Origin of the sequence: Pseudogemmobacter hezensis, assembly GCF_013155295.1 — a bacterium.
Classification (GTDB): domain Bacteria; phylum Pseudomonadota; class Alphaproteobacteria; order Rhodobacterales; family Rhodobacteraceae; genus Pseudogemmobacter; species Pseudogemmobacter hezensis.
Genome location: NZ_JABJXT010000026.1, coordinates 1 through 19581, shown reverse-complemented (window position 1 = coordinate 19581; position 19581 = coordinate 1). Strand labels below are relative to the sequence as shown.

At 59.4% G+C, this 19581-nt stretch carries 17 protein-coding genes and 1 pseudogene; 10 read left to right on the top strand and 8 right to left on the bottom strand.

The features are described from left to right. The first annotated feature begins 28 nt into the window (after nt 1-28). Entirely contained in the window at nt 29-2656 is a 2628-nt protein-coding gene (gene mutS / locus HOY34_RS19475) for a DNA mismatch repair protein MutS (RefSeq protein WP_172365960.1), read from the top strand. A 70-nt stretch (nt 2657-2726) separates the two neighbouring features. Here the strand turns inward: mutS and HOY34_RS19470 are convergent, their stop codons facing one another. After that, the gene (locus HOY34_RS19470) at nt 2727-3266 is read right to left on the bottom strand and encodes a nucleotide exchange factor GrpE (RefSeq protein ID WP_172365958.1); all 540 of its coding nucleotides are present in this window, start codon (nt 3264-3266) and stop codon (nt 2727-2729) included. Between the two features lie 39 nt (nt 3267-3305). Then, nucleotides 3306-4376, bottom strand: a complete 1071-nt coding sequence (hrcA, locus tag HOY34_RS19465) for a heat-inducible transcriptional repressor HrcA (RefSeq protein WP_172365956.1) — start codon at nt 4374-4376, stop codon at nt 3306-3308. Between the two features lie 175 nt (nt 4377-4551). On the opposite strand from hrcA, the gene rph reads away from it, so the two are divergent. From rph to hemW, 3 genes are read left to right on the top strand one after another with little or no spacing between them, the layout of a single operon-like run. Beyond that, entirely contained in the window at nt 4552-5268 is a 717-nt protein-coding gene (gene rph, locus HOY34_RS19460) for a ribonuclease PH (RefSeq protein WP_172365954.1), read from the top strand. Continuing rightward, a complete protein-coding gene (locus tag HOY34_RS19455) occupies nt 5265-5876 on the top strand; it encodes a non-canonical purine NTP pyrophosphatase (protein ID WP_172365952.1) in 612 nt (203 codons plus the stop codon). Before rph ends, HOY34_RS19455 begins: the two co-directional genes overlap by 4 nt. Then, nucleotides 5864-7045: a radical SAM family heme chaperone HemW gene (gene hemW / locus HOY34_RS19450; RefSeq protein WP_253944562.1), complete on the top strand. Its 1182-nt coding sequence runs from the start codon at nt 5864-5866 to the stop codon at nt 7043-7045. The genes HOY34_RS19455 and hemW overlap by 13 nt, the downstream gene beginning before the upstream one ends. Nucleotide 7046: 1 nt before the next feature. Here hemW and HOY34_RS19445 read toward each other — a convergent pair whose 3' ends face one another. Genes HOY34_RS19445 through rho form a run of 6 tightly spaced genes read right to left on the bottom strand, consistent with a single transcriptional unit; the run spans nt 7047 to nt 13833 of the window. Beyond that, a complete protein-coding gene (locus HOY34_RS19445; protein WP_172365950.1) occupies nt 7047-7934 on the bottom strand; it encodes a ParB/RepB/Spo0J family partition protein in 888 nt (295 codons plus the stop codon). Nucleotides 7935-7956: 22 nt separating this feature from the next. After that, entirely contained in the window at nt 7957-8754 is a 798-nt protein-coding gene (locus tag HOY34_RS19440) for a ParA family protein (RefSeq protein WP_172365948.1), read from the bottom strand. Continuing rightward, nucleotides 8747-9382, bottom strand: a complete 636-nt coding sequence (locus HOY34_RS19435; RefSeq protein ID WP_172365946.1) for a 16S rRNA (guanine(527)-N(7))-methyltransferase RsmG — start codon at nt 9380-9382, stop codon at nt 8747-8749. Before HOY34_RS19435 ends, HOY34_RS19440 begins: the two co-directional genes overlap by 8 nt. 3 nt (nt 9383-9385) lie before the next feature. Continuing rightward, the gene (gene mnmG / locus HOY34_RS19430; RefSeq protein WP_172365944.1) at nt 9386-11251 is read right to left on the bottom strand and encodes a tRNA uridine-5-carboxymethylaminomethyl(34) synthesis enzyme MnmG; all 1866 of its coding nucleotides are present in this window, start codon (nt 11249-11251) and stop codon (nt 9386-9388) included. A gap of 11 nt (nt 11252-11262) precedes the next feature. Beyond that, entirely contained in the window at nt 11263-12543 is a 1281-nt protein-coding gene (gene mnmE, locus HOY34_RS19425) for a tRNA uridine-5-carboxymethylaminomethyl(34) synthesis GTPase MnmE (RefSeq protein WP_172365942.1), read from the bottom strand. Nucleotides 12544-12564: 21 nt separating this feature from the next. Further along, the gene (gene rho, locus HOY34_RS19420) at nt 12565-13833 is read right to left on the bottom strand and encodes a transcription termination factor Rho (RefSeq protein WP_172365940.1); all 1269 of its coding nucleotides are present in this window, start codon (nt 13831-13833) and stop codon (nt 12565-12567) included. A 608-nt stretch (nt 13834-14441) separates the two neighbouring features. Between rho and HOY34_RS19415 the strand changes: the two genes are divergently transcribed. From HOY34_RS19415 to HOY34_RS19390, 6 genes and pseudogenes are all read left to right on the top strand, one after another. Then, nucleotides 14442-15077 carry a Maf family protein gene (locus tag HOY34_RS19415; RefSeq protein WP_366926985.1) on the top strand — a complete coding sequence of 212 codons (636 nt, stop codon included), beginning with the start codon at nt 14442-14444 and terminating at the stop codon, nt 15075-15077. Then, the gene (locus HOY34_RS19410; RefSeq protein ID WP_172365938.1) at nt 15074-15913 is read left to right on the top strand and encodes a shikimate dehydrogenase; all 840 of its coding nucleotides are present in this window, start codon (nt 15074-15076) and stop codon (nt 15911-15913) included. The genes HOY34_RS19415 and HOY34_RS19410 overlap by 4 nt, the downstream gene beginning before the upstream one ends. Then, complete coding sequence (gene coaE / locus HOY34_RS19405; protein ID WP_172365936.1) at nt 15910-16542, top strand: dephospho-CoA kinase; 633 nt, start codon at nt 15910-15912, stop codon at nt 16540-16542. The genes HOY34_RS19410 and coaE overlap by 4 nt, the downstream gene beginning before the upstream one ends. After that, nucleotides 16535-17233, top strand: coding sequence for a DNA polymerase III subunit epsilon (gene dnaQ / locus HOY34_RS19400; RefSeq protein ID WP_172365934.1), 699 nt, complete (start codon nt 16535-16537; stop codon nt 17231-17233). The genes coaE and dnaQ overlap by 8 nt, the downstream gene beginning before the upstream one ends. Nucleotides 17234-17353: 120 nt before the next feature. Continuing rightward, nucleotides 17354-18151 carry a flagellar motor protein MotB gene (locus tag HOY34_RS19395; RefSeq protein WP_172365932.1) on the top strand — a complete coding sequence of 266 codons (798 nt, stop codon included), beginning with the start codon at nt 17354-17356 and terminating at the stop codon, nt 18149-18151. A 98-nt stretch (nt 18152-18249) separates the two neighbouring features. Next, a pseudogene (locus tag HOY34_RS19390) lies at nt 18250-19455 on the top strand (flagellar hook protein FlgE); the annotation flags it as partial. Nucleotides 19456-19581 lie beyond the last annotated feature (126 nt).

Here is a 19581-nt window from a genome sequence, read left to right as displayed (position 1 = left end):
AGGGTCGCGCCAGAGCTGCGGGGGAACCATGTCTGAAGAAACCGTCACGCCGATGATGGCGCAATATCTGGAAATCAAGGCGCAGAATCCGGGCGCTTTGCTGTTTTACCGGATGGGCGACTTTTACGAGATGTTTTTCGATGATGCGCTTGCCGCATCCGAGGCGCTGGATATCGCGCTGACAAAGCGCGGCATGCACAAGGGCGAGCCGATTGCGATGTGCGGCGTGCCGTTTCACGCCGCTGAGGGCTATCTGCTGACGCTGATCCGCAAAGGCTTTCGCGTGGCCATCGCCGAACAACTGGAAGACCCGGCCGAGGCGAAGAAGCGCGGCTCTAAATCGGTGGTCAAACGTGACGTGGTGCGGCTGGTGACGCCCGGCACCCTGACCGAGGATTCGCTGCTTGAAGCCCGCCGCCACAATTATCTGGCCGCCTGGGTCGCTATGCGGGATGAGGCGGCTTTGGCCTGGGCCGATATCTCGACAGGCGAGTTTCGGGTGATGCCCTGCCCACTGCCGCGCCTTGGCCCGGAACTTGCGCGGCTTTCGCCCCGCGAACTGCTGATCCCAGAGGGGGAAGAGGCCGAAACTGCAGGCCTGGTGACTGATTCCGGCACGGCGCTGACGCCACTTGCCCGCGCCAGTTTCGATTCCGCAGGTGCGGAAAAGCGGCTTTGCGCCCTTTGGCAGGTCGGCTCGCTTGAGGCCTTCGGCGCTTTTTCCCGGGTCGAGATTGCCGCGATGGGCGGGCTTTTGGATTATCTGGATCTGACGCAGCGCGGCAACCTGCCGCTGTTGCGCCCCCCCGTGAAAGAGATCCCCGGCGGCGCGATGCAGATCGACGCCTCGACACGGCGGAATCTGGAAATCACCCAGGCCCTGTCTGGCGGGCGCGAAGGCTCTTTGCTGGCGGCTATCGACCGCACCATCACCGCCCCCGGCGCAAGGTTGCTGGAACGGCGGCTTTCATCCCCGTCCTGCGACCTTACCGTGATCAGTTCACGCCACGAATCTTTGCAGTTTCTGCTGGAACAGAGCCGTTTTCGGGAAGATCTGCGCAGCGCTTTGCGCGGCGTTCCCGACATGGATCGGGCCCTTTCGCGCCTGGCGCTGGACCGGGGCGGCCCGCGCGATCTGACCGCGATCCGCGCCGGGCTGACCCAGGCCCTGACCCTGGCCGAGCGGCTGCAAACGGCCCCTGAACTGTTGTCAGAGGCGGCCCGGGCACTGACGGGTCATGATGCGCTGGTCGATCTGCTGGATCAGGCGCTGGTGGCAGAGCCGCCTTTGCTGGCCCGCGACGGCGGCTTTATCGCCAGCGGCTTTGACAGCGATCTGGACGAGACCCGCCAGCTGCGCGACGAGGGCCGGGGCGTCATCGCCTCTATGCAGGCGCAATATGCCGAACATACCGGCGTTGCGGCGCTGAAAATCAAGCATAACAACGTCTTGGGCTATTTTATTGAAGTTACCACCACCCATGAGGACAAACTTCGCGCCCATCCCGATCTGTTCATCCATCGCCAGACAACGGCGGGCCAGGTGCGCTTTACCACCGTTGCGCTTTCCGATCTGGAAACCCGGATCCTGAACTCTTCCAACCACGCGCTGGAACTTGAAAAACGTCACTATGAAGGCCTGAAACGCGCGATTCTTGACTGGTCGGGCCCCATTGGTCTGGCCGCCCGCGCCCTGGCTGAGATTGACCTTTGTGCCGCTTTCGCCGATCTCAGCGCCGAGGGGGACTGGACCCAGCCGAAGGTTGATCAAAGCCGCGCCTTCATGATCACCGCTGGCCGCCACCCGGTGGTTGAACGTGCGCTGCGCCGCCAGGGCGGGCAGAGTTTCGTCGCCAATGACTGCGATCTGACCACCGGGAACTCGCCCGCGATCTGGCTGCTGACCGGCCCGAACATGGCCGGCAAATCGACATTCCTGCGCCAGAACGCGCTGATCGCGCTGCTGGCGCAGGCCGGCAGCTTTGTTCCCGCACGCGCCGCGCATATCGGGCTGGTCAGCCAGCTTTTCAGCCGTGTTGGGGCCTCGGACGATCTGGCGCGGGGACGTTCGACCTTTATGGTCGAGATGGTCGAAACCGCCGCCATTCTGAACCAGGCCGATGACCGTGCCCTGGTGATCCTGGACGAAATCGGCCGCGGCACGGCCACCTGGGACGGGCTTTCCATCGCCTGGGCCACGCTGGAGCATCTGCATGAGGTCAATCGCTGCCGGGCGCTGTTTGCCACCCATTACCACGAAATGACCCAGCTTTCGGCCAAGCTGGACGGTGTCGAGAACGCCACGGTTACGGTGCGCGAATGGGAAGGCGACGTGATTTTCCTGCATGAGGTAAAGCGCGGCGCGGCTGATCGCAGCTATGGCGTTCAGGTTGCCCGCCTTGCGGGCCTGCCGCCCTCGGTGATCGAACGCGCGAAATGCGTGCTTGAGGCGCTGGAACAGGGCGACCGTCAGGGCAGCAAACAGGCCGCGCTGATCGACGATCTGCCGCTGTTCCGATCATCCCCGCCCCCTGTCGCAGCGAAACCTGCAAAAGAAAGCAAGATCGAAGCACGGCTGAAAGAAGCAAGCCCCGACCAGCTGACGCCGATCGGGGCCCTGAATTTGCTTTATGAGCTGAAGTCGATGCTCGACTAAGCTGTTTCCTGCGCTGTTTCCTGCGCAGATGGCTGTCGGGGTAAAGCCCGACAGCCATCTGCGGCGTATATCAGCCCGGCGTTGAGGAAACGCCAACCTGCGCGGGGCGCAGCAGACGGTCATGCAGCATGAAACCTTCGGTCATGACCTGGATAATCTGGCCTGCTTTGGTGCCAGGCAGCGGGGCCTCGAACATGGCCTCATGCAGCTGCGGATCGAACTGATCGCCCACTGCCGGGGTCAGGGCAATGACGCCATGACGCTTCATCACGCCCGACAGCTCGCGCAGGGTCAGTTCAACCCCCTCAATCAGCGCGGCCGAGGCGGCGCGGCTTTCTTCAGGGATCGCGGCAAGCGCACGATTGAGGTTGTCGTAAACCGGCAAAAGGTCTCGTGCCAGACGCGAGCCGCCATATTGCTCGGCCTCACGGCGGTCACGCTCGGCGCGTTTGCGGGAATTTTCCGCATCAGCCAGCGCCCGCATGAACTTATCGCGGAAGTCATCCCGCTCCTGGCGCAGGACCTCCAGCTCATCGACGGCGAATTCCTCGAATTCCGGCAGATCGCCAGTCACGCCATTCTCTGCTGCGCCATTCTCATTCTGCGCCATGACAACTCCTCAGTCTTTCAGGTCGCAACCTGTTTCAATTCAGCCCCGCCCGCGACCGGATACCATCCGCCCGACAAGCTGCGCCGTGTAATCCACAATCGGCACCACCCGCCCGTAATTCAGCCGGGTCGGCCCGATAACGCCGACGGCACCGATAATCTTTCGCTCGGCGTTCATATAGGGGGAAACGACCAGACTTGAACCCGAAAGTGAAAAGAGTTTGTTTTCCGAGCCAATGAAGATGCGCACCCCGTCGCCCTCATCGGCCAATTCCAGAAATTCGGCAATATCGCGTTTGCGTTCCAGGTCATCGAAAAGGCTGCGGATCCGGTCCACATCTTCGCCGCCAGAGGTTTCCAAAAGGTTTGCGCGCCCGCGCACGATCAGCCTTTCAGAGGTCAGCCCGGCATTTTCCCAGACCGCCAGCCCGCTTTCGACCAGATCACGCGCCAGGCTGTCAATCTCTTGCCTGCGTTGCACAATCTCGCTGCGGATCCGATGGCGGAGATCTGACAGCGTGCGCCCCTCAGCCATCGCGTTCAGGAAATTCGCCGCCTCTCGCATCGAGGACGGCGTCTGCCCGGGCGGCGGCGTGAAGAGGCGATTCTCGACCTGGCCATCAGCGAAAACCAGCACCACCAGCGCCCGATCAGAAGAAAGCGAGACAAATTCGATATGCCGGATCGGCGCCTGTTCATGCTTGGGCGTCATCACGATGCTTGCGCCGCCGGTCAGAAAGGACAGCGCCGCCGAAACATGATCCAGCGCCGCGCTGACATCGTGGTCATCGCCATGCATCGTCGCGTCAATTCGGGCGCGATCCGCCTGATCGACGGTTCCCATTTCCAGAAAACCATCAACAAACAGCCGCAAACCCTGCTGCGTCGGCACCCGACCGGCCGAGACATGCGGGCTGTCCAATAGGCCCAGATGTTCCAGATCCTGCATCACATTGCGGATCGTCGCCGCCGAGACCTGCTCTGACAGGCTGCGCGTCAGCGTGCGCGAACCGACCGGATCCCCGGTTTCAAGATATCCCTCAACCACCCGACGAAATACTTCGCGGGATCTGTCGCTCATTTGCGCAAGCAGCTCTTTCCTGTCTGCCATGGTATTCCCGGCCCGTCTTCTTCTGTGAACATCCACCCCACCTCTGAATAAAGGGAGAATGCAGGGCGTCGTCAATCCGCTGCCAAAGCGGCATCGGCGTCAACACCCCCCAATCGGGGTTGCATCCGCAACCTGCCCGCGCATATCTGACCCAAATCACCGAAAGGATCACAAAATGCGCCCCTCGGGACGAGCTCTCGATCAACTCCGCGCGGTTTCCATCGAAACCGGGGTTTCGCTGCATGCCGAAGGCTCCTGCCTGATCCGCATGGGCAATACCCATGTTCTGTGCACGGCCTCGATCGAGGATAAGCCGCCGCCCTTCCTGCGCAATTCCGGCATGGGCTGGGTTACCGCGGAATATGGCATGCTGCCGCGTTCAACCCATACCCGTTCGCGGCGTGAGGCTGCTTCGGGCAAGCAATCTGGAAGAACGCAAGAGATTCAACGTCTTATTGGCCGCAGCCTGCGTGCCGTAGTGGACCGCCAGGCCTTGGGTGAGCGCCAGATCACCGTCGATTGCGATGTGATCCAGGCCGATGGTGGCACCCGCTGCGCGGCGATCACCGGCGGCTGGGTGGCGCTGCGACTGGCAATGAATCGCCTGATGCAGAAAGGGATCGTGACCAGCGACCCCCTCCTGGATCATGTGGCGGCTGTCTCATGTGGTATATATGCGGGGCAGAACGTCCTGGATCTTGATTATGATGAGGATTCCGCTGCGGGCACCGATGGCAATTTCGTGATCACCGGGCGCGGCAAACTGGTCGAGGTTCAGGCCTCTGCCGAAGGCGCGCCATTCTCGACCGAGGATCTGAGCGTACTGCTGCAGCTGGGCCTGCAGGGCACCGCTGCTTTGGTCGCCGCGCAGAAAGAGGCGATCTCGGCATGACCCGCAAATTCACCGAAGACAAGCTGGTTATTGCCAGCCACAACAAAGGCAAGCTGGCAGAATTTTCCGCGCTGCTGGCTCCCCTTGGCATCACCTGCGTTTCAGCGGCTGATTTTGGCCTGACTGAGCCTGCCGAGACCGAGGACAGCTTCCTCGGCAATGGCCGCATCAAAGCGCATTACGCCGCGAAGGCGACCGGCCTTCCCGCGCTGGCCGATGATTCCGGCCTTACGATTGATGCGTTGAATGGTGCGCCGGGCGTCTATACCGCCGATTGGGCCGAGACCCCGACGGGCCGTGACTTTGGCATGGCGATGGAAAAGACCTGGGCGCTCCTGGAAGAGAAGAACGCGCCCCTGCCCCGTCTGGCTCAATTTCGCAGCACTCTGGTCCTTGCCTGGCCCGACGGTCATGATGAACATGCCGAGGGCGTCTGTCCGGGGCAGCTGATCTGGCCTCGTCGCGGCGCGGAAGGCCACGGCTACGACCCGATGTTTGAGCCAGAGGGCCTGCCGCAAACCTTTGCCGAAATGGAGCCCGCTGCGAAGAACGCGATCAGCCATCGCGCCCGTGCAGTGAAGGCCTTGCTGGAGAAATGTTTCACGTGAAACATCACATGGGCGAAGACTGGCAAGAGGGCGGTTTCGCCCTCTACATTCATTGGCCCTATTGCAAGGCAAAGTGCCCCTATTGCGACTTCAACAGCCATGTGACGGCAAAGATCGACCAGGACGCCTGGCGAGAGGCCTATCTGCAGGAACTTGACCGCGCCGCGACCGAAACCGGCGGCCGCATCCTGCGTTCGGTGTTCTTCGGCGGGGGAACCCCATCCCTGATGGATCCCGCGACTGTTGATGCCATACTTGACCGCGTTTCAAAGCATTGGCGTCTGACCAATGACCCCGAGATCACGCTTGAGGCAAATCCCACATCGGTCGAAGCCGCTCGATTTGCCGCCTATCGCCATGCCGGGGTTAACCGGGTTTCGCTTGGCTTGCAGGCTTTGAACGACCAGGACTTACGTCGCCTGGGGCGTCAGCACAGCGCCGCAGATGGCCTTGCCGCGCTGGATCTGGCCCGCAGCCTGTTTGACCGCACATCCTGCGACCTGATCTACGCCCGCCAGGACCAGGATCTGGCATCCTGGGGCGAAGAGTTGCGCCATGTTTTGTCCCGCGGGCCCGACCACATATCGCTCTATCAGCTAACAATAGAAGAAGGCACCGCTTTTGCCCGCCTTTACGACGCCGGAAAGCTGCACGGCCTGCCGGATGAGGATCTCGCGGCTGATATGTATGATCTGACGACCGAGCTTTGCGCCGAGGCAGGGCTTTTGGGCTATGAGGTATCTAACTACGCCAAGCCGGGCGCTGAATCACGTCATAACCAGGTCTATTGGCGAATGGGCGACTATCTCGGCATTGGGCCGGGTGCGCATGGCAGGCTTACATTGAACGGCCATCGACTGGCAACAGTCGCGCACCGCTCGCCAGACCTGTGGCGCGAGGCTGTGCGCAAAAATGGGACAGGCGAGGCCCCGCGTGAGGCTATTGCACCCGAGGATCAGGCCGCCGAATATCTGATGATGTCGCTGCGTCTGACCGAAGGGATGTCCCTTGCACGCTATTCGGCAATGCTGGGGCGTGCCCCCGATGCTGCTAAACTGGCCATGCTTGAGCAGGATGGCTTTATTATCCAGGATCAGGGTTGGCTTAGGGCGACTCAAAGCGGGCGCCTGCTGCTTAATCGCCTGATCCTGGAGATCTCAGAGGCCTGACTCAGTCCCGCGCAAGGCCCGAGGGGCCGGACGAAAGCAGCTGGCAAAGCAGGTCCAGCTCTTCAAGATCACGGTAGGAAATCACCAGATCCCCGCCCTCCCCCTTGTGCTGGATGCGAACAGTCATACCAAGCTGCGCCGAAAGATCGCCTTCAAGGGCACGCGTATCGGCATCTTTGCTGCTGGCAGAGCCAGATTTCTGCCCGGCAGAGGCCGATTTGGTCGGCTCTGCGGCCTCACGAGCCAGCTTTTCAGTCTCACGCACCGACAATCCACGCGCCGCAACGGTCTGCGCCAGCCGAATCGGATCTGGCGCATTGATCAGCGCCCGCGCATGGCCTGCAGAAATCGCATTCTCACGCACCATGCGCTGCACATCGTCAGGCAGGTTCAACAGCCTCAGCAGGTTGGCAACATGGCTGCGGCTTTTTGAAAGCGCCTCGGCCACCTTTTCTTGGGTATGGCCAAAGCGCTCGATCAGCTGGCGCAGGCCAAGCGCCTCTTCGATCGCATTCAGATCCTCGCGCTGAATATTCTCGATGATGGCGATTTCCAGCACTTCGGTGTCGTCGAGTTCACGGATAACGACCGGAACCTCATGCAATTGCGCGATCTGCGCCGCACGCCAGCGCCGCTCACCCGCGACAATCTCATAGAAATCGCCCTTGGACCGCACGACCAGCGGCTGGATCACGCCCTTCTGGCGCAGCGATTCCGCCAGAGCCTCAAGCGCAGCCTGATCAAAGTCTTTGCGCGGCTGATCCGGATTCGGCCGCAGCTTTTCCACGGGCAAACGGGTATCCGCACGGCGCGGGCCCTCGCTTTCAGGCCGCAAATTCACATCCGACATCAATGCCGAAAGACCACGCCCAAGCCCTTTGCGTTCCATGCTCTGCCCCTTCTTTTTGTTCTCAGGACCGCAGTTTTGCGGCAATTTCCTCTGCGAGTGAGCGATAGGCCTCAGCCCCTTTCGAGATCGGGTCATATTCCGTCACCGGCTTTGCGAAAGACGGGGCCTCTGACAGCCGCACATTCCGCGGGATAATGGTGCGAAACACCATATCGCCAAGGTTCTCACGCGCATCCGTTTCAACCTGCTGCGCCAGGTTGTTGCGCCCGTCATACATGGTCAGAACCACGCCCTCGATCCGCAGATCAGGATTGGCCGAACGCCGCACATCACGCACCGTCAGCAGCAGCTGCGACAGGCCTTCAAGCGCGTAAAATTCGGCTTGCAGCGGCACCAGGACCGCATTTGCCGCCACCAAGGCATTCACCGTCAGCAAAGACAGCGACGGCGGGCAGTCGATCAGCACAACATCGAAGCCCATCGCCTCAATTTCGGGGTGTTTCAACGCGTCATGCAGCAGAAAACTGCGCTTTTCATTGGAAACCAGGTCGATATCGGCCGATGCGAGGTCCGAATTTGCCGGGCTAATCCACAGATTTTTAACCGATGTCTGCTGCAATATCGCAGCCGGGGCGCCATCAGAAAGGATCAGGTCGTAGGTCGTCAGCTTTCGGTCATTCGTCGCAATCCCCAGCCCGGTAGAGGCATTGCCCTGAGGGTCGAGATCAACAAGCAAAATGCGAAGCCCGCGCTCGGCCAGCGCGGCTGAAAGGTTAATCGCAGTTGTAGTTTTACCGACGCCACCCTTTTGGTTGGCGACAGCGATCACATGTGCCGGAAATGGGTTGGCGTCAGACATGGGAATCGCGACTGGCACGGCAGAGTGACCTCAATTTCAGAGTGGCTGATCCCTTATGCCCCGGATCAAGCGCGGCCTCCAGATCGAAGGTCCAATTTTTCCGGGCATTGGCAACTTCTTCCTGCCAGGTCTCTCCCTTGGGGAAAAGGCAGATATGATCCGGCGCTCCATGCCGTTCAGCGAAGCCGCATAGCATATCCAGGGGTGCCAACGCCCTTGCTGACACTACATCTGCCCCTATCGGGGAAATCTGTTCAGCACGCTCGGCTTTGACCAGGACGTTCAGAGCAAGATGTCGCGCTGCCTCACGCAGGAATGTTGCCTTTCGCTGGTCGGATTCAACAAGAATCACCTGCGTTTCCGCCCCGCGATCGGCCAGAAGGGCTGCTACAACGATCCCCGGAAAGCCGCCGCCAGAGCCGAAATCAGCCCAGATTCGGGGGGATTCGGGGGCCAGCAAAAGAATTCTGGCCGAATCCTCAATATGCCGGGCCCAGATCTGATCGATAGTGGCCCGCGAAATCAGATTGATCTTCTGGGTCCATTTGCGCGTAAGATCCTCAAACAGCCGAAGCTGTGCGATCCCCTGCTGACTGGTGCCAAGGCGATTCCAAAGATCCTGATCCAAATCTCAGCCAGCCTTCCTGTCAGAGGCCGACTTCCGCAATGCTGCGATCAACAACATGATCGCAGCAGGGGTCATGCCCTCAATCTGGCGTGCCTGCTGAATGGTTTCCGGCAGCCGGCGCTGCAATTTTCCCGTCAACTCTGAGGACAAGCCCGAAAGCGCCGTATAATCAAAGCTCAGCGGGATCTTCATCGCCTCGTGGCGACGCAATTCCTCTGCCGCAGCCTCCTGACGGTCAGTGTACTGCGAGTAAAGCGCCTCGATTTCTGCCTGCCTGCGGGCCCCCGGGTCGTGCGACGCAAGGCCGCCGATCAACCCGTCCAAAACAGTGGGGGCATACTCTGGCATTGCCATCAAATCCCAACCAGAGCGACGACTGCCATCTTTGCTGACAGAGATACCCACCTCAGCCAATTCCTTTGGTGTGAAGCGGGTCTCTTTCAACAGCGTGGAAACCGCGCACAGATCGCCCATTTTGACATCAAAGGCCCTGGCGCGCTGCTCGCGCACGCAGCCAATCTCTATTCCTTTTGGCGTCAGACGCTGATCGGCGTTATCCGCACGCAAAGAAAGACGATATTCGGCACGCGACGTAAACATACGGTAAGGTTCGGTCACGCCTCGGGTGATCAAATCGTCAATCATCACGCCGATATAGCTGTCACTGCGCGAAAACTCGACCGCCTCAAGACCACGTGCGGCCCGAGCGGCGTTCAGACCAGCGACCATGCCCTGAGCTGCCGCCTCTTCATAGCCAGTCGTTCCGTTTATCTGACCCGCGAGATAAAGGCCGACGACCGCCTTGCTTTCCAGCGAAGCCCGCAAGCCCCTGGGATCAAGATAGTCATATTCAATCGCATAGCCCGGCTGCAAGATACGAACCTCTTCCAGGCCCGCCAGAGTGCGGACATAGGCCTCTTGCACATCAACTGGCAGCGATGTCGAAATACCATTCGGGTAGACGGTGTCATCGTCCAATCCCTCAGGCTCAAGAAACACCTGATGGCTGTCTTTATCGGCAAAACGGACCACCTTATCCTCGATTGATGGGCAGTAACGCGGTCCTACCCCATCGATATGACCGCCATACATCGCAGAGCGGCTAAGGTTTTGCCGAATAATATCATGGGTTTTTGCAGAGGTATGCGTTATCCCGCAGGAAATCTGCTGTGCAATTGGCCTGCCATTCATGAAAGACAGCAGCACAGGATCCTGATCGGCGGGCTGCATTTCCAATATGGACCAGTTGATGGTTTTTCCATCCAGCCTGGGCGGTGTCCCTGTTTTCAGGCGCCCGGTTGTCAGGCCAAGTGCACGAATTTGATCTGCCAGGGTCTGCGAAGCCTTATCGCCTACCCTGCCTCCCGAATGGCTTTTATCACCAACATGGATCAGGCCGTTCAGGAACGTTCCCGTGGTCAAAATGACCGTCGGCGCATTAAGTTCACTGGAATCAGAAAGACGCAGCCCGATGACACGATTATCCTGAATGATCAGCTCTGCAGCTTCGCCTTCGACAATTGTCAGATTTTCTTCCTGTGCCAGCAGTGACTGAACGGCCTGCCGATAAAGCTTGCGGTCTGCTTGCGTGCGCGGCCCCTGCACAGCCGGGCCTTTGCGACGGTTAAGAAGGCGATATTGGATGCCCGCCGCGTCACCCGCGCGGGCCATGATACCATCCAGGGCATCAACCTCACGCACAAGATGGCCCTTACCCAGGCCACCAATCGCGGGATTACACGACATTACGCCAATCGTGTCTTTGCGCATTGTAACCAATGCGGTCTGAACACCACTGCGCGCTGCTGCTGCAGCAGCCTCTGCCCCAGCATGCCCGCCGCCAACCACAATGACATCAAAATGTTTCACGTGAAACATCCTCACTTCCCGATGCAAAAGCTGGAGAAGATCTCTCCCAGCAAATCTTCGACATCCACCCGGCCAACCAGAACATCAAGCGCCCTGACCGCACCGCGCAAATCTTCAGCCACAAGTTCAGGCAGGAAGCCTGCATCCAGGCGGCTCAGAACCAGCTGGACAGCCTCAACGCCTTGTCGCAATGCCTGCCGATGTCGCTCGCGCACCAATATACCAGCATTTGCCACCTTCGCCGAGAGGATACGTGAAACTTGCCGGAGAAGCTCGTCCACGCCGTCGCCCGTCAGGCCAGATACTGCAAGACCTTGCGCCACGCCGCCAATATCAGACTTTGCATGCAAAATCAGATCCTCGGGCAATGGTTTGATCACATTTAAGGGCTGTCCAAGAAAAAGCCTGAGGTCTGCCGCCTCTGCACGTTGCAATGCGCGACGAATGCCCTCTTGCTCGATGGGGTCATCACTTTCGCGCAGGCCTGCCGTGTCCAACAGCGTCACAGCAAGCCCATCAAGATCCATACGGACCTCAATCACATCGCGGGTTGTGCCAGCAATTTCTGAGGTGATCGCTGCCTCACGCCCCGCTAACCTATTGAGTAAGGTTGATTTTCCGGCATTAGGCGCACCGATTATCGCAACTTCAAATCCGTCACGGATACGCTCGGCAGCTGATACCGATACGATTTCACGTGAAAACTCGGCAACCAAATCGGTTAAAATCTGCTTAACCTCAGGGACCACATCAACCGGAACGTCCTCATCGGCGAAATCAATGGTCGCCTCAATCAAAGCCGCGGCCCTGATCAGACGGGAGCGCCAATGATCAACCCGTTTGCCGATCTCACCTGACAAGGTACGAAGCGCCTGCTTTCGTTGCGCCTCGGTTTCGGCATCGATCAGATCGGCAAGTCCCTCAACCTGGGTCAGATCCAGCATGCCATTGTCCAGCGCCCGCCGGGTGAACTCGCCAGCCTCTGCCAGACGTGCAAGACCCGTTTCGCCAATCGCCCTGAGCACCGCGCTGACCACAGCAATGCCACCATGGATCTGAAATTCTGTAACCTCTTCGCCGGTAAAGCTGGCATTCTGTGCAAAGCCCAACACAAGGGCCTGGTCCAGATGCTCGCCTTTCCACGATATATTGCGCAAACTGCTAAGGCGCGGCTTTGGAGCCGCGCCTGTAAGAAGTTCACAAATTGCAAATGCCTCTGGGCCTGAAACCCGAATGACCGCGACACCCGCCCGACCACGAGCTGTCGCGCTGGCATAAATCGTTTCTGCCATCGCAACCTCTCAGATGACGTATCAGGTGTTCATTGAATCGAAGAAATCGGCGTTCGACTTGGTTTGCTTCAGCTTGCCGATCAGGAACTCGATCGCGTCGGTGGTGCCCATCGGGTTCAGGATGCGGCGCAGAACATAGGTCTTCTGCAAATCTGATTTGTCGACCAGCAGATCCTCTTTCCGGGTGCCGGACTTGAGAATATCCATCGCCGGGAACACACGCTTATCTGCAACCTTGCGATCCAGCACGATCTCAGAGTTGCCGGTGCCTTTGAATTCCTCAAAGATCACCTCATCCATCCGCGAGCCAGTATCGATCAGCGCGGTGGCGATGATGGTCAGCGAACCACCCTCTTCGATATTCCGTGCGGCACCAAAGAAGCGCTTCGGCCGCTGCAACGCATTCGCGTCAACACCACCCGTCAGCACCTTGCCCGAGCTGGGAACAACAGTGTTAAAGGCGCGGCCAAGGCGGGTGATCGAATCAAGCAGGATCACCACGTCACGCTTATGCTCGACCAGGCGCTTGGCTTTTTCGATCACCATCTCGGCCACCGCCACGTGGCGCGTCGCCGGCTCATCAAAGGTCGAGGATACAACCTCACCCTTCACCGAACGCTGCATATCGGTGACTTCCTCGGGCCGCTCGTCGATCAGCAGAACGATCAGATAGCATTCCGGGTGGTTCGCCGCGACCGACCGCGCAATGTTTTGCAACAGAACCGTTTTACCCGTGCGCGGCGGCGCCACGATCAGCGCCCGCTGCCCTTTACCGATCGGCGCAACAAGATCGATGATCCGGGCCGAGCGGTCTTTGATGGTAGGATCCTCGATCTCCATCTTCAGCCGCTCTTCCGGGTAAAGCGGCGTCAGGTTGTCGAAGTGAACCTTGTGTTTCGCCCGCTCGGGATCGTCGAAATTGATCCGGGTCGATTTCACCAGGCTGAAATAGCGCTCATTCTCAGAGGGGGCCTTGATCACGCCTTCGATGGAATCACCGGTGCGCAGGCTGAACTGACGGATCATCTCTGGCGAGACATAGATGTCATCGGGGCCGGGCAGATAGTTTGCCTCGGGCGAGCGCAGGAAGCCAAAGCCGTCCTGCAGCACTTCCAGCACACCGTCGCCGCCGATTTCCCAGCCTTCCTCTGCATGTTCCTTCAGGATCTGGAACATCATCTCGCCTTTGCGCATCGAGGGCGCGTTCTCGATCTCCCATTCTTCGGCCATGGCCAGAAGATCGGCCGGGGTTTTGGCCTTGAGATCAGAGAGGTTAAGGCGTTCGGTCATAAGAATACCATCTTAGCAATCGCGCATCAGCGCGGCTGGGGTCAGCAGAATAACAGGGAAAAGCATGGACCGGACGGTCCTGCCTGCAAGGCACATAGGGTTTACCGCGAGAGAAGTCAATCTTCGCTTATTTTCATGGGAAATTTGCGGCGTCGGGGCTGGTCAGGGCCTTTCTTACTGAAGGTGGCCACAAGGCTGTCTGGCTCTGATCCAGGCTGTGCCATTCATAAATATATTAAGAAAGAAATAGAAAGAATGTTGTTGATATAGGGGCTGAGGGTATCTGGATTTCGATGCTTCGGGCGGGTTTTACTGCGGGTTTTCCACATGTGGACATTCTGGGGAAAAGGATCTGATGAAAATTCACGTTAACGTTTTTAATGTTAAAATTCAGTATGATATCTTAAATTATCTGTCTCACTGTCTGTGGATAAATAGTGGTACAACCGTGGAAGGAAGGCACAGCGATGGTTTGGTGGAAAAGTCTGTGCCCCTGCGGATAACCCGCCGAGTCGCGGCCTGGTGAAATGAGGATAGTTCTTCACAAACCTTAATCACGGGGATAACCCACGATTGTCAGACCAGAACAAAACAGGTTTTTCCACAAAGTGACCCCCAGCGACCGCAGCCCTCAGATCACCCCGGAATACCCGCCGCTTGTGCTGGCCTCGTCATCGCAGACGCGGATCGCAATTTTGCAGGCGGCTGGCCTGAGCTTTACGGCGCAGCCTGCCCGCATTGATGAAGAGCAGATTCGCCTAGCGCTGCAGCAAGAGGGTGCAAGGCCGCATGACCTTGCGGATGCGCTGGCTGAGACAAAGGCGCTGAAGGTGTCAGGCAAGCAGCCGGGCGCGCTGGTGATCGGCTCTGACCAGATCCTGGCCTTCAAAGGTCAGGTTTTCGGCAAGCCCCGCGATCCCGCTGAATTGCGCGATCAGCTGGGGATGCTGCGCGATGAAACCCATGAGCTTTTATCCGCGGTGGTCGTCTGCCGAGACGGGGCACCCCTTTGGCGTCATATCGGTAAGGCGCGGCTGACGATGCGCAGCTTCTCTGACGCCTGGATTGAGGGTTATATCGCCCGTAACTGGCCGAATGTTCAGCATTGCGTCGGCGGATATCAGCTTGAGGCCGAAGGCGTGCGGCTGTTCTCGTCGATTCAGGGTGATCATTTTACAATTTTAGGTATGCCATTACTGCCGCTTCTGTCCTGGTTGACGCTGAGAGGGGACATTCCAGCATGACGGACCTTCCGCGTATTCCTCTGGCCGGGGTGATTGGCCATCCGATTGCCCATAGCCGCAGCCCGGCTTTGCATGGCTATTGGTTAAAGCGTTACGGCCTTGCGGGGCACTATATCCCTATGGATGTGGCACCACAGGATCTGGAAAGCGTGCTGCGGATGCTGCCAAAGCAGGGCTTTGTGGGGGTGAACATCACCATTCCCCATAAAGAGGCGATCCTTGATATTGCTGACATTATCACGGATCGCGCTGCGCTGATCGGCGCGGCTAATACATTGATTTTCCGCAAAGACGGCAAGATCCATGCCGACAATACCGATGGCTCGGGCTTTGTTGCCAATCTGCGGCAGAACGCGCCCTTCTGGGATCCGACGGCGGGGCCGGCGGCGGTGCTGGGCGCGGGTGGTGCCGCGCGTGCGGTTGTTGCCGCCCTGGCCGAAATCGGCGCGCCTGAGATCCGTATCGTTAACAGAACCCGCCCCCGGGCCGAGGCGATGCGCTCTGATTTCGGGGCCAAGGTGGTGGTCTGGGACTGGACTCATGTCGCTGAGATGATTGACGGCTGCGCGACGCTGGTGAACACCACCTCTTTGGGCATGGTCGGCAAGCCTGAGCTGGTCGTTGATCTGGACCGGATCAGCCCGCAATGCCTGGTCACGGATATCGTTTATACGCCGCTGAAAACCCGCCTGCTGATCGAGGCAGAGGCGCGTGGCTGTCCGGTCGTTGATGGCCTGGGGATGCTTTTGCATCAGGCGGTGCCGGGGTTTGAACGCTGGTTCGGCCAGCGCCCCGTTGTCGATGAGGAAACACGCCGGGCGGTGCTGGGCCAATGAGGCCGACCGCTGGAACGAGCGGCTCGCCACGGCCGTTTCGGCTGGGGCTGACCGGATCGGTCGGGATGGGAAAATCGACCACGGCGGCGATGTTTGCAGAATTGGGCCTGCCGGTCTGGGATGCAGATGCCTCTGTGCACAGGCTTTATGCCAAAGGCGGCGCGGCGGCGGCAGTGCTTGCGCCGCATTTTCCAGGCGCGGTATCGGATGGCAGTGTTTCACGGGAAACACTCAAGCACCTTCTGGCGCAGGATCCGGCACGGCTGGCGCAGCTGGAACGCCTGGTTCATCCGCTGGTTGCCGCAGATCGCGCCGCTTTTCTGGCCGGAACCGGGGCCGACATTCTGATCCTCGATGTGCCGCTGCTATATGAAAAAGGCATTGATGCCGAATGCGATGCGGTTTTGTTGGTCACCGCGCCCGCAGATCTGCAACGCGCCCGCGTCCTGGCCCGGCCCGGCATGACCGAGGCGCAGCTTGCACTGATCCTGTCGCGTCAGATGCCCGATGCGCAGAAGCGCAGCCGCGCTGATCACATCGTTGAAACCCTGTCCCTCGCCAGCACGCGCCTCTATATAGAGGCGCTGATCGCCCATCTTCGGGCCAAAACCGGGGCAGAACATGCGTGAGATCGTCCTCGATACCGAAACCACCGGATTTGACCCCGAACAGGGCGACCGGATCGTCGAAATCGGCGCGGTCGAGCTGTTCAACCATCTGCCAACCGGCCGCACCTATCACCAATATATCAACCCAGAGCGCGACATGCCTCAGGGGGCCTTTGAGGTTCACGGCCTCAGCAGTGAGTTTCTCAGCGACAAGCCGGTTTTCGCCGCGATCGGACGCGATTTCGCGGAATTTGTCGGCGATGCGAAGCTGGTGATCCACAACGCCGCCTTTGACATGAAATTCCTGAACTTCGAGCTGAAGCGCATGGGATTGCCCATGCTGCCCTGGGCGCAGGCGATTGATACGCTTGCGATTGCGCGGCAACGTTTCCCCGGCTCGCCCGCCTCGCTGGATGCGCTGTGCCGCCGCTTTGGGGTCGACAATTCGCGGCGTGAAAAGCACGGCGCTTTGCTGGACAGTGAAATCCTGGCCGAAGTCTATCTGGAGCTGGTCGGCGGTCGCCAGCCCGATCTGGTGCTGGCCCCGGTCAGCAAGGCAACGGCCGGCGGCCAGGTGCAGCTCAATCAGGACTGGCGCCCGATGCCGCGCCCTGCCCCGCTTGCCCCCCGGATCACCGCAGCCGAGACCGAGGCGCATGACGCCTTTGTCGCAAAGCTGGGCGATGCAGCGTTGTGGAACAAGCGCGTCTAGACCGTCTGCGCCTGGGAATTCGTGGCTTTTCCAGGACAATTCCCTAAAAAACAATGCTTTAAGCCCATCTTCATCAGCCTGTGCAATTCTTCCCCCGGGTGAGTGGAAAGGGTGATGGGAATGGCCGGGCAAAGCAATGCGCCGCCAGTCATCATCAAAAGGAAGAAAAAGGTTTCCGGGGGCGGCCATCATGGCGGTGCCTGGAAAGTGGCCTATGCGGATTTCGTAACCGCGATGATGGCCTTCTTTCTGCTGATGTGGCTGCTGAATGCGACAACGGAAAAGCAACGAAAAGGCCTGTCGGATTACTTCAGTCCGACGATCCCGCTTAGCCCGGTATCGGGCGGCGGCGACGGTGCGCTGAATGGCGAGACGCTCTTCTCGCAAGAGATGCGCACCAGTGACGGAACAGGCGGCAGCGTCGGGCAGGATGAGGTCAGGGCGCAGCAGGAAGAGCTGGAGCAGAATATCGAGGACGCGCTTCTTGCCCGCGGCGGCGAAAGCCACACGATGGAGCAGCTGCTGCGCCACGTTGTGACCCGTGTCACCGATGAGGGGCTGGTGATCGAGCTGTTTGATCTTGAAGAGGCCACGCTTTTCAGGGGCCGCAGCGCCGAGCCGCAGCAGGGCACGATCATGCTGGCCGAAATGCTGGCCGAGGTGCTTAACCTGACCGCAAACGACGTTGCCGTGAATGCCTATGTCCAAAGCTTTCCGGTAACGCTGCGCGAGAACCCGGCCTGGGGGCTTACTGCTGAACGGGCCCGTGTCATGCGCTTGCTTTTGCAGGATTCGGGTATGCGATCGGTCCGCTTTAAGCGGATTGGCGGGTTTGCAGATCGCTCGCCCGCCGTTGCGGACCCTGCCGCGCGGCGAAACAACCGCGTCGAGATCATTCTGTTGCGCCGGGACAGATAATGCCGGGACAGGTAATGTCGAAAATTTTAGGTGTTAGCGGAAAATTCAGTCTCAGCGCGCAGAATGCTGCCAGATCATTCTGCAGAAAGGTGTGATTGATGACAATCTCCTCCGCGCTCAATGCCGGTGTTGCCGGGCTCAGCGCAAATGCGACCCGCCTTGCGACGATCTCTGATAACATCGCAAATTCAGGAACTTATGGATATAAGCGGGCCCATACGGAATTTTCCAGTATGGTTATTACCAACAATCGCGGCTCTGGGGTCTATTCTGCGGGCGGTGTGCGCACCTCTACCATGCGCCTGATTGAGGAACGGGGGGGCCTTGTTGGCACCTCGCACCCGCTTGATATCGCGGTATCGGGCCGCGGTATGCTGCCTGTCACGACAGAGGTGTCTCTGGGTGGCAGCGGTGGCGCCAGCCCGCTGCTGATGACGACAACCGGCTCTTTCCGCACGGATGCGAATGGCATTCTGAAAACCGATTCCGGGCTGGTGCTGATGGGATGGCCGGCAACATCTGACGGAACAATCCCGATCTTTCCGCGCGATACGGTTTCAGGCCTTGTCCCGGTCACGATCAACGCGAACCAGACGGCCGGTGACCCGACAACGCAGATCACAGCGGGCGTCAACCTGCCCGCAACCGCGACAGATGCTGGCGGCACTGGCGACATTTTGCCCTTCGCGATTGAATATTTCGGCAATCTTGGCACATCTGAATCGCTTGATTTCACCTTTGAGCCTACCGTGCCGGCTGCTGGAAGCCCGCCATCCAATACCTGGACCATGGTGATCCGCGATTCAGCCAGCAACAATGCGATCATTGGCGAATATGTTCTGACCTTCGATGATTCACGCGCGGCTGGTGGCACCCTTGCGACGGTCAGCGCAGTGCCCGCAACGCCTGCCTGGCCCGCCTATGACGGCAGCACCGGCACATTGCCGCTGACTGTTGCCGGTGGCCCGATGAGTGTTGCAATCGGCCGGGTTGGCGACCCGAACGGGTTGACGCAGCTTTCAGACGAATTTGCGCCTGTTCAGATCACCAAAGACGGCTCTCCGGTTGGCAATCTGACCACGGTTGAGATCAATCCGAACGGATATATCATCGCGACCTATGACACCGGCTTTAACCGTGTGCTCTATCAGATCCCGCTGGTCGACGTGCCAAACCCGAATGGGCTGATCTCGCTGCACAATCAGACCTATCAGGTCTCGCCTCAGTCGGGCTCTTTCTTTCTGTGGGATGCCGGCGACGGCCCAACCGGCTCGGTTGAGGGATATGCGCGTGAGGGCTCAACGGCTTTGTTGCGCTATTCGGCTTGGGGGCGCAGATACCCCTTTCCCGGTTATCTTCAGCGCATGCGGACGGTCTCGGGCGTTCCGAGTGATGTGAAGCGGTTCATGAGTGCGATGCGGATCTGAACC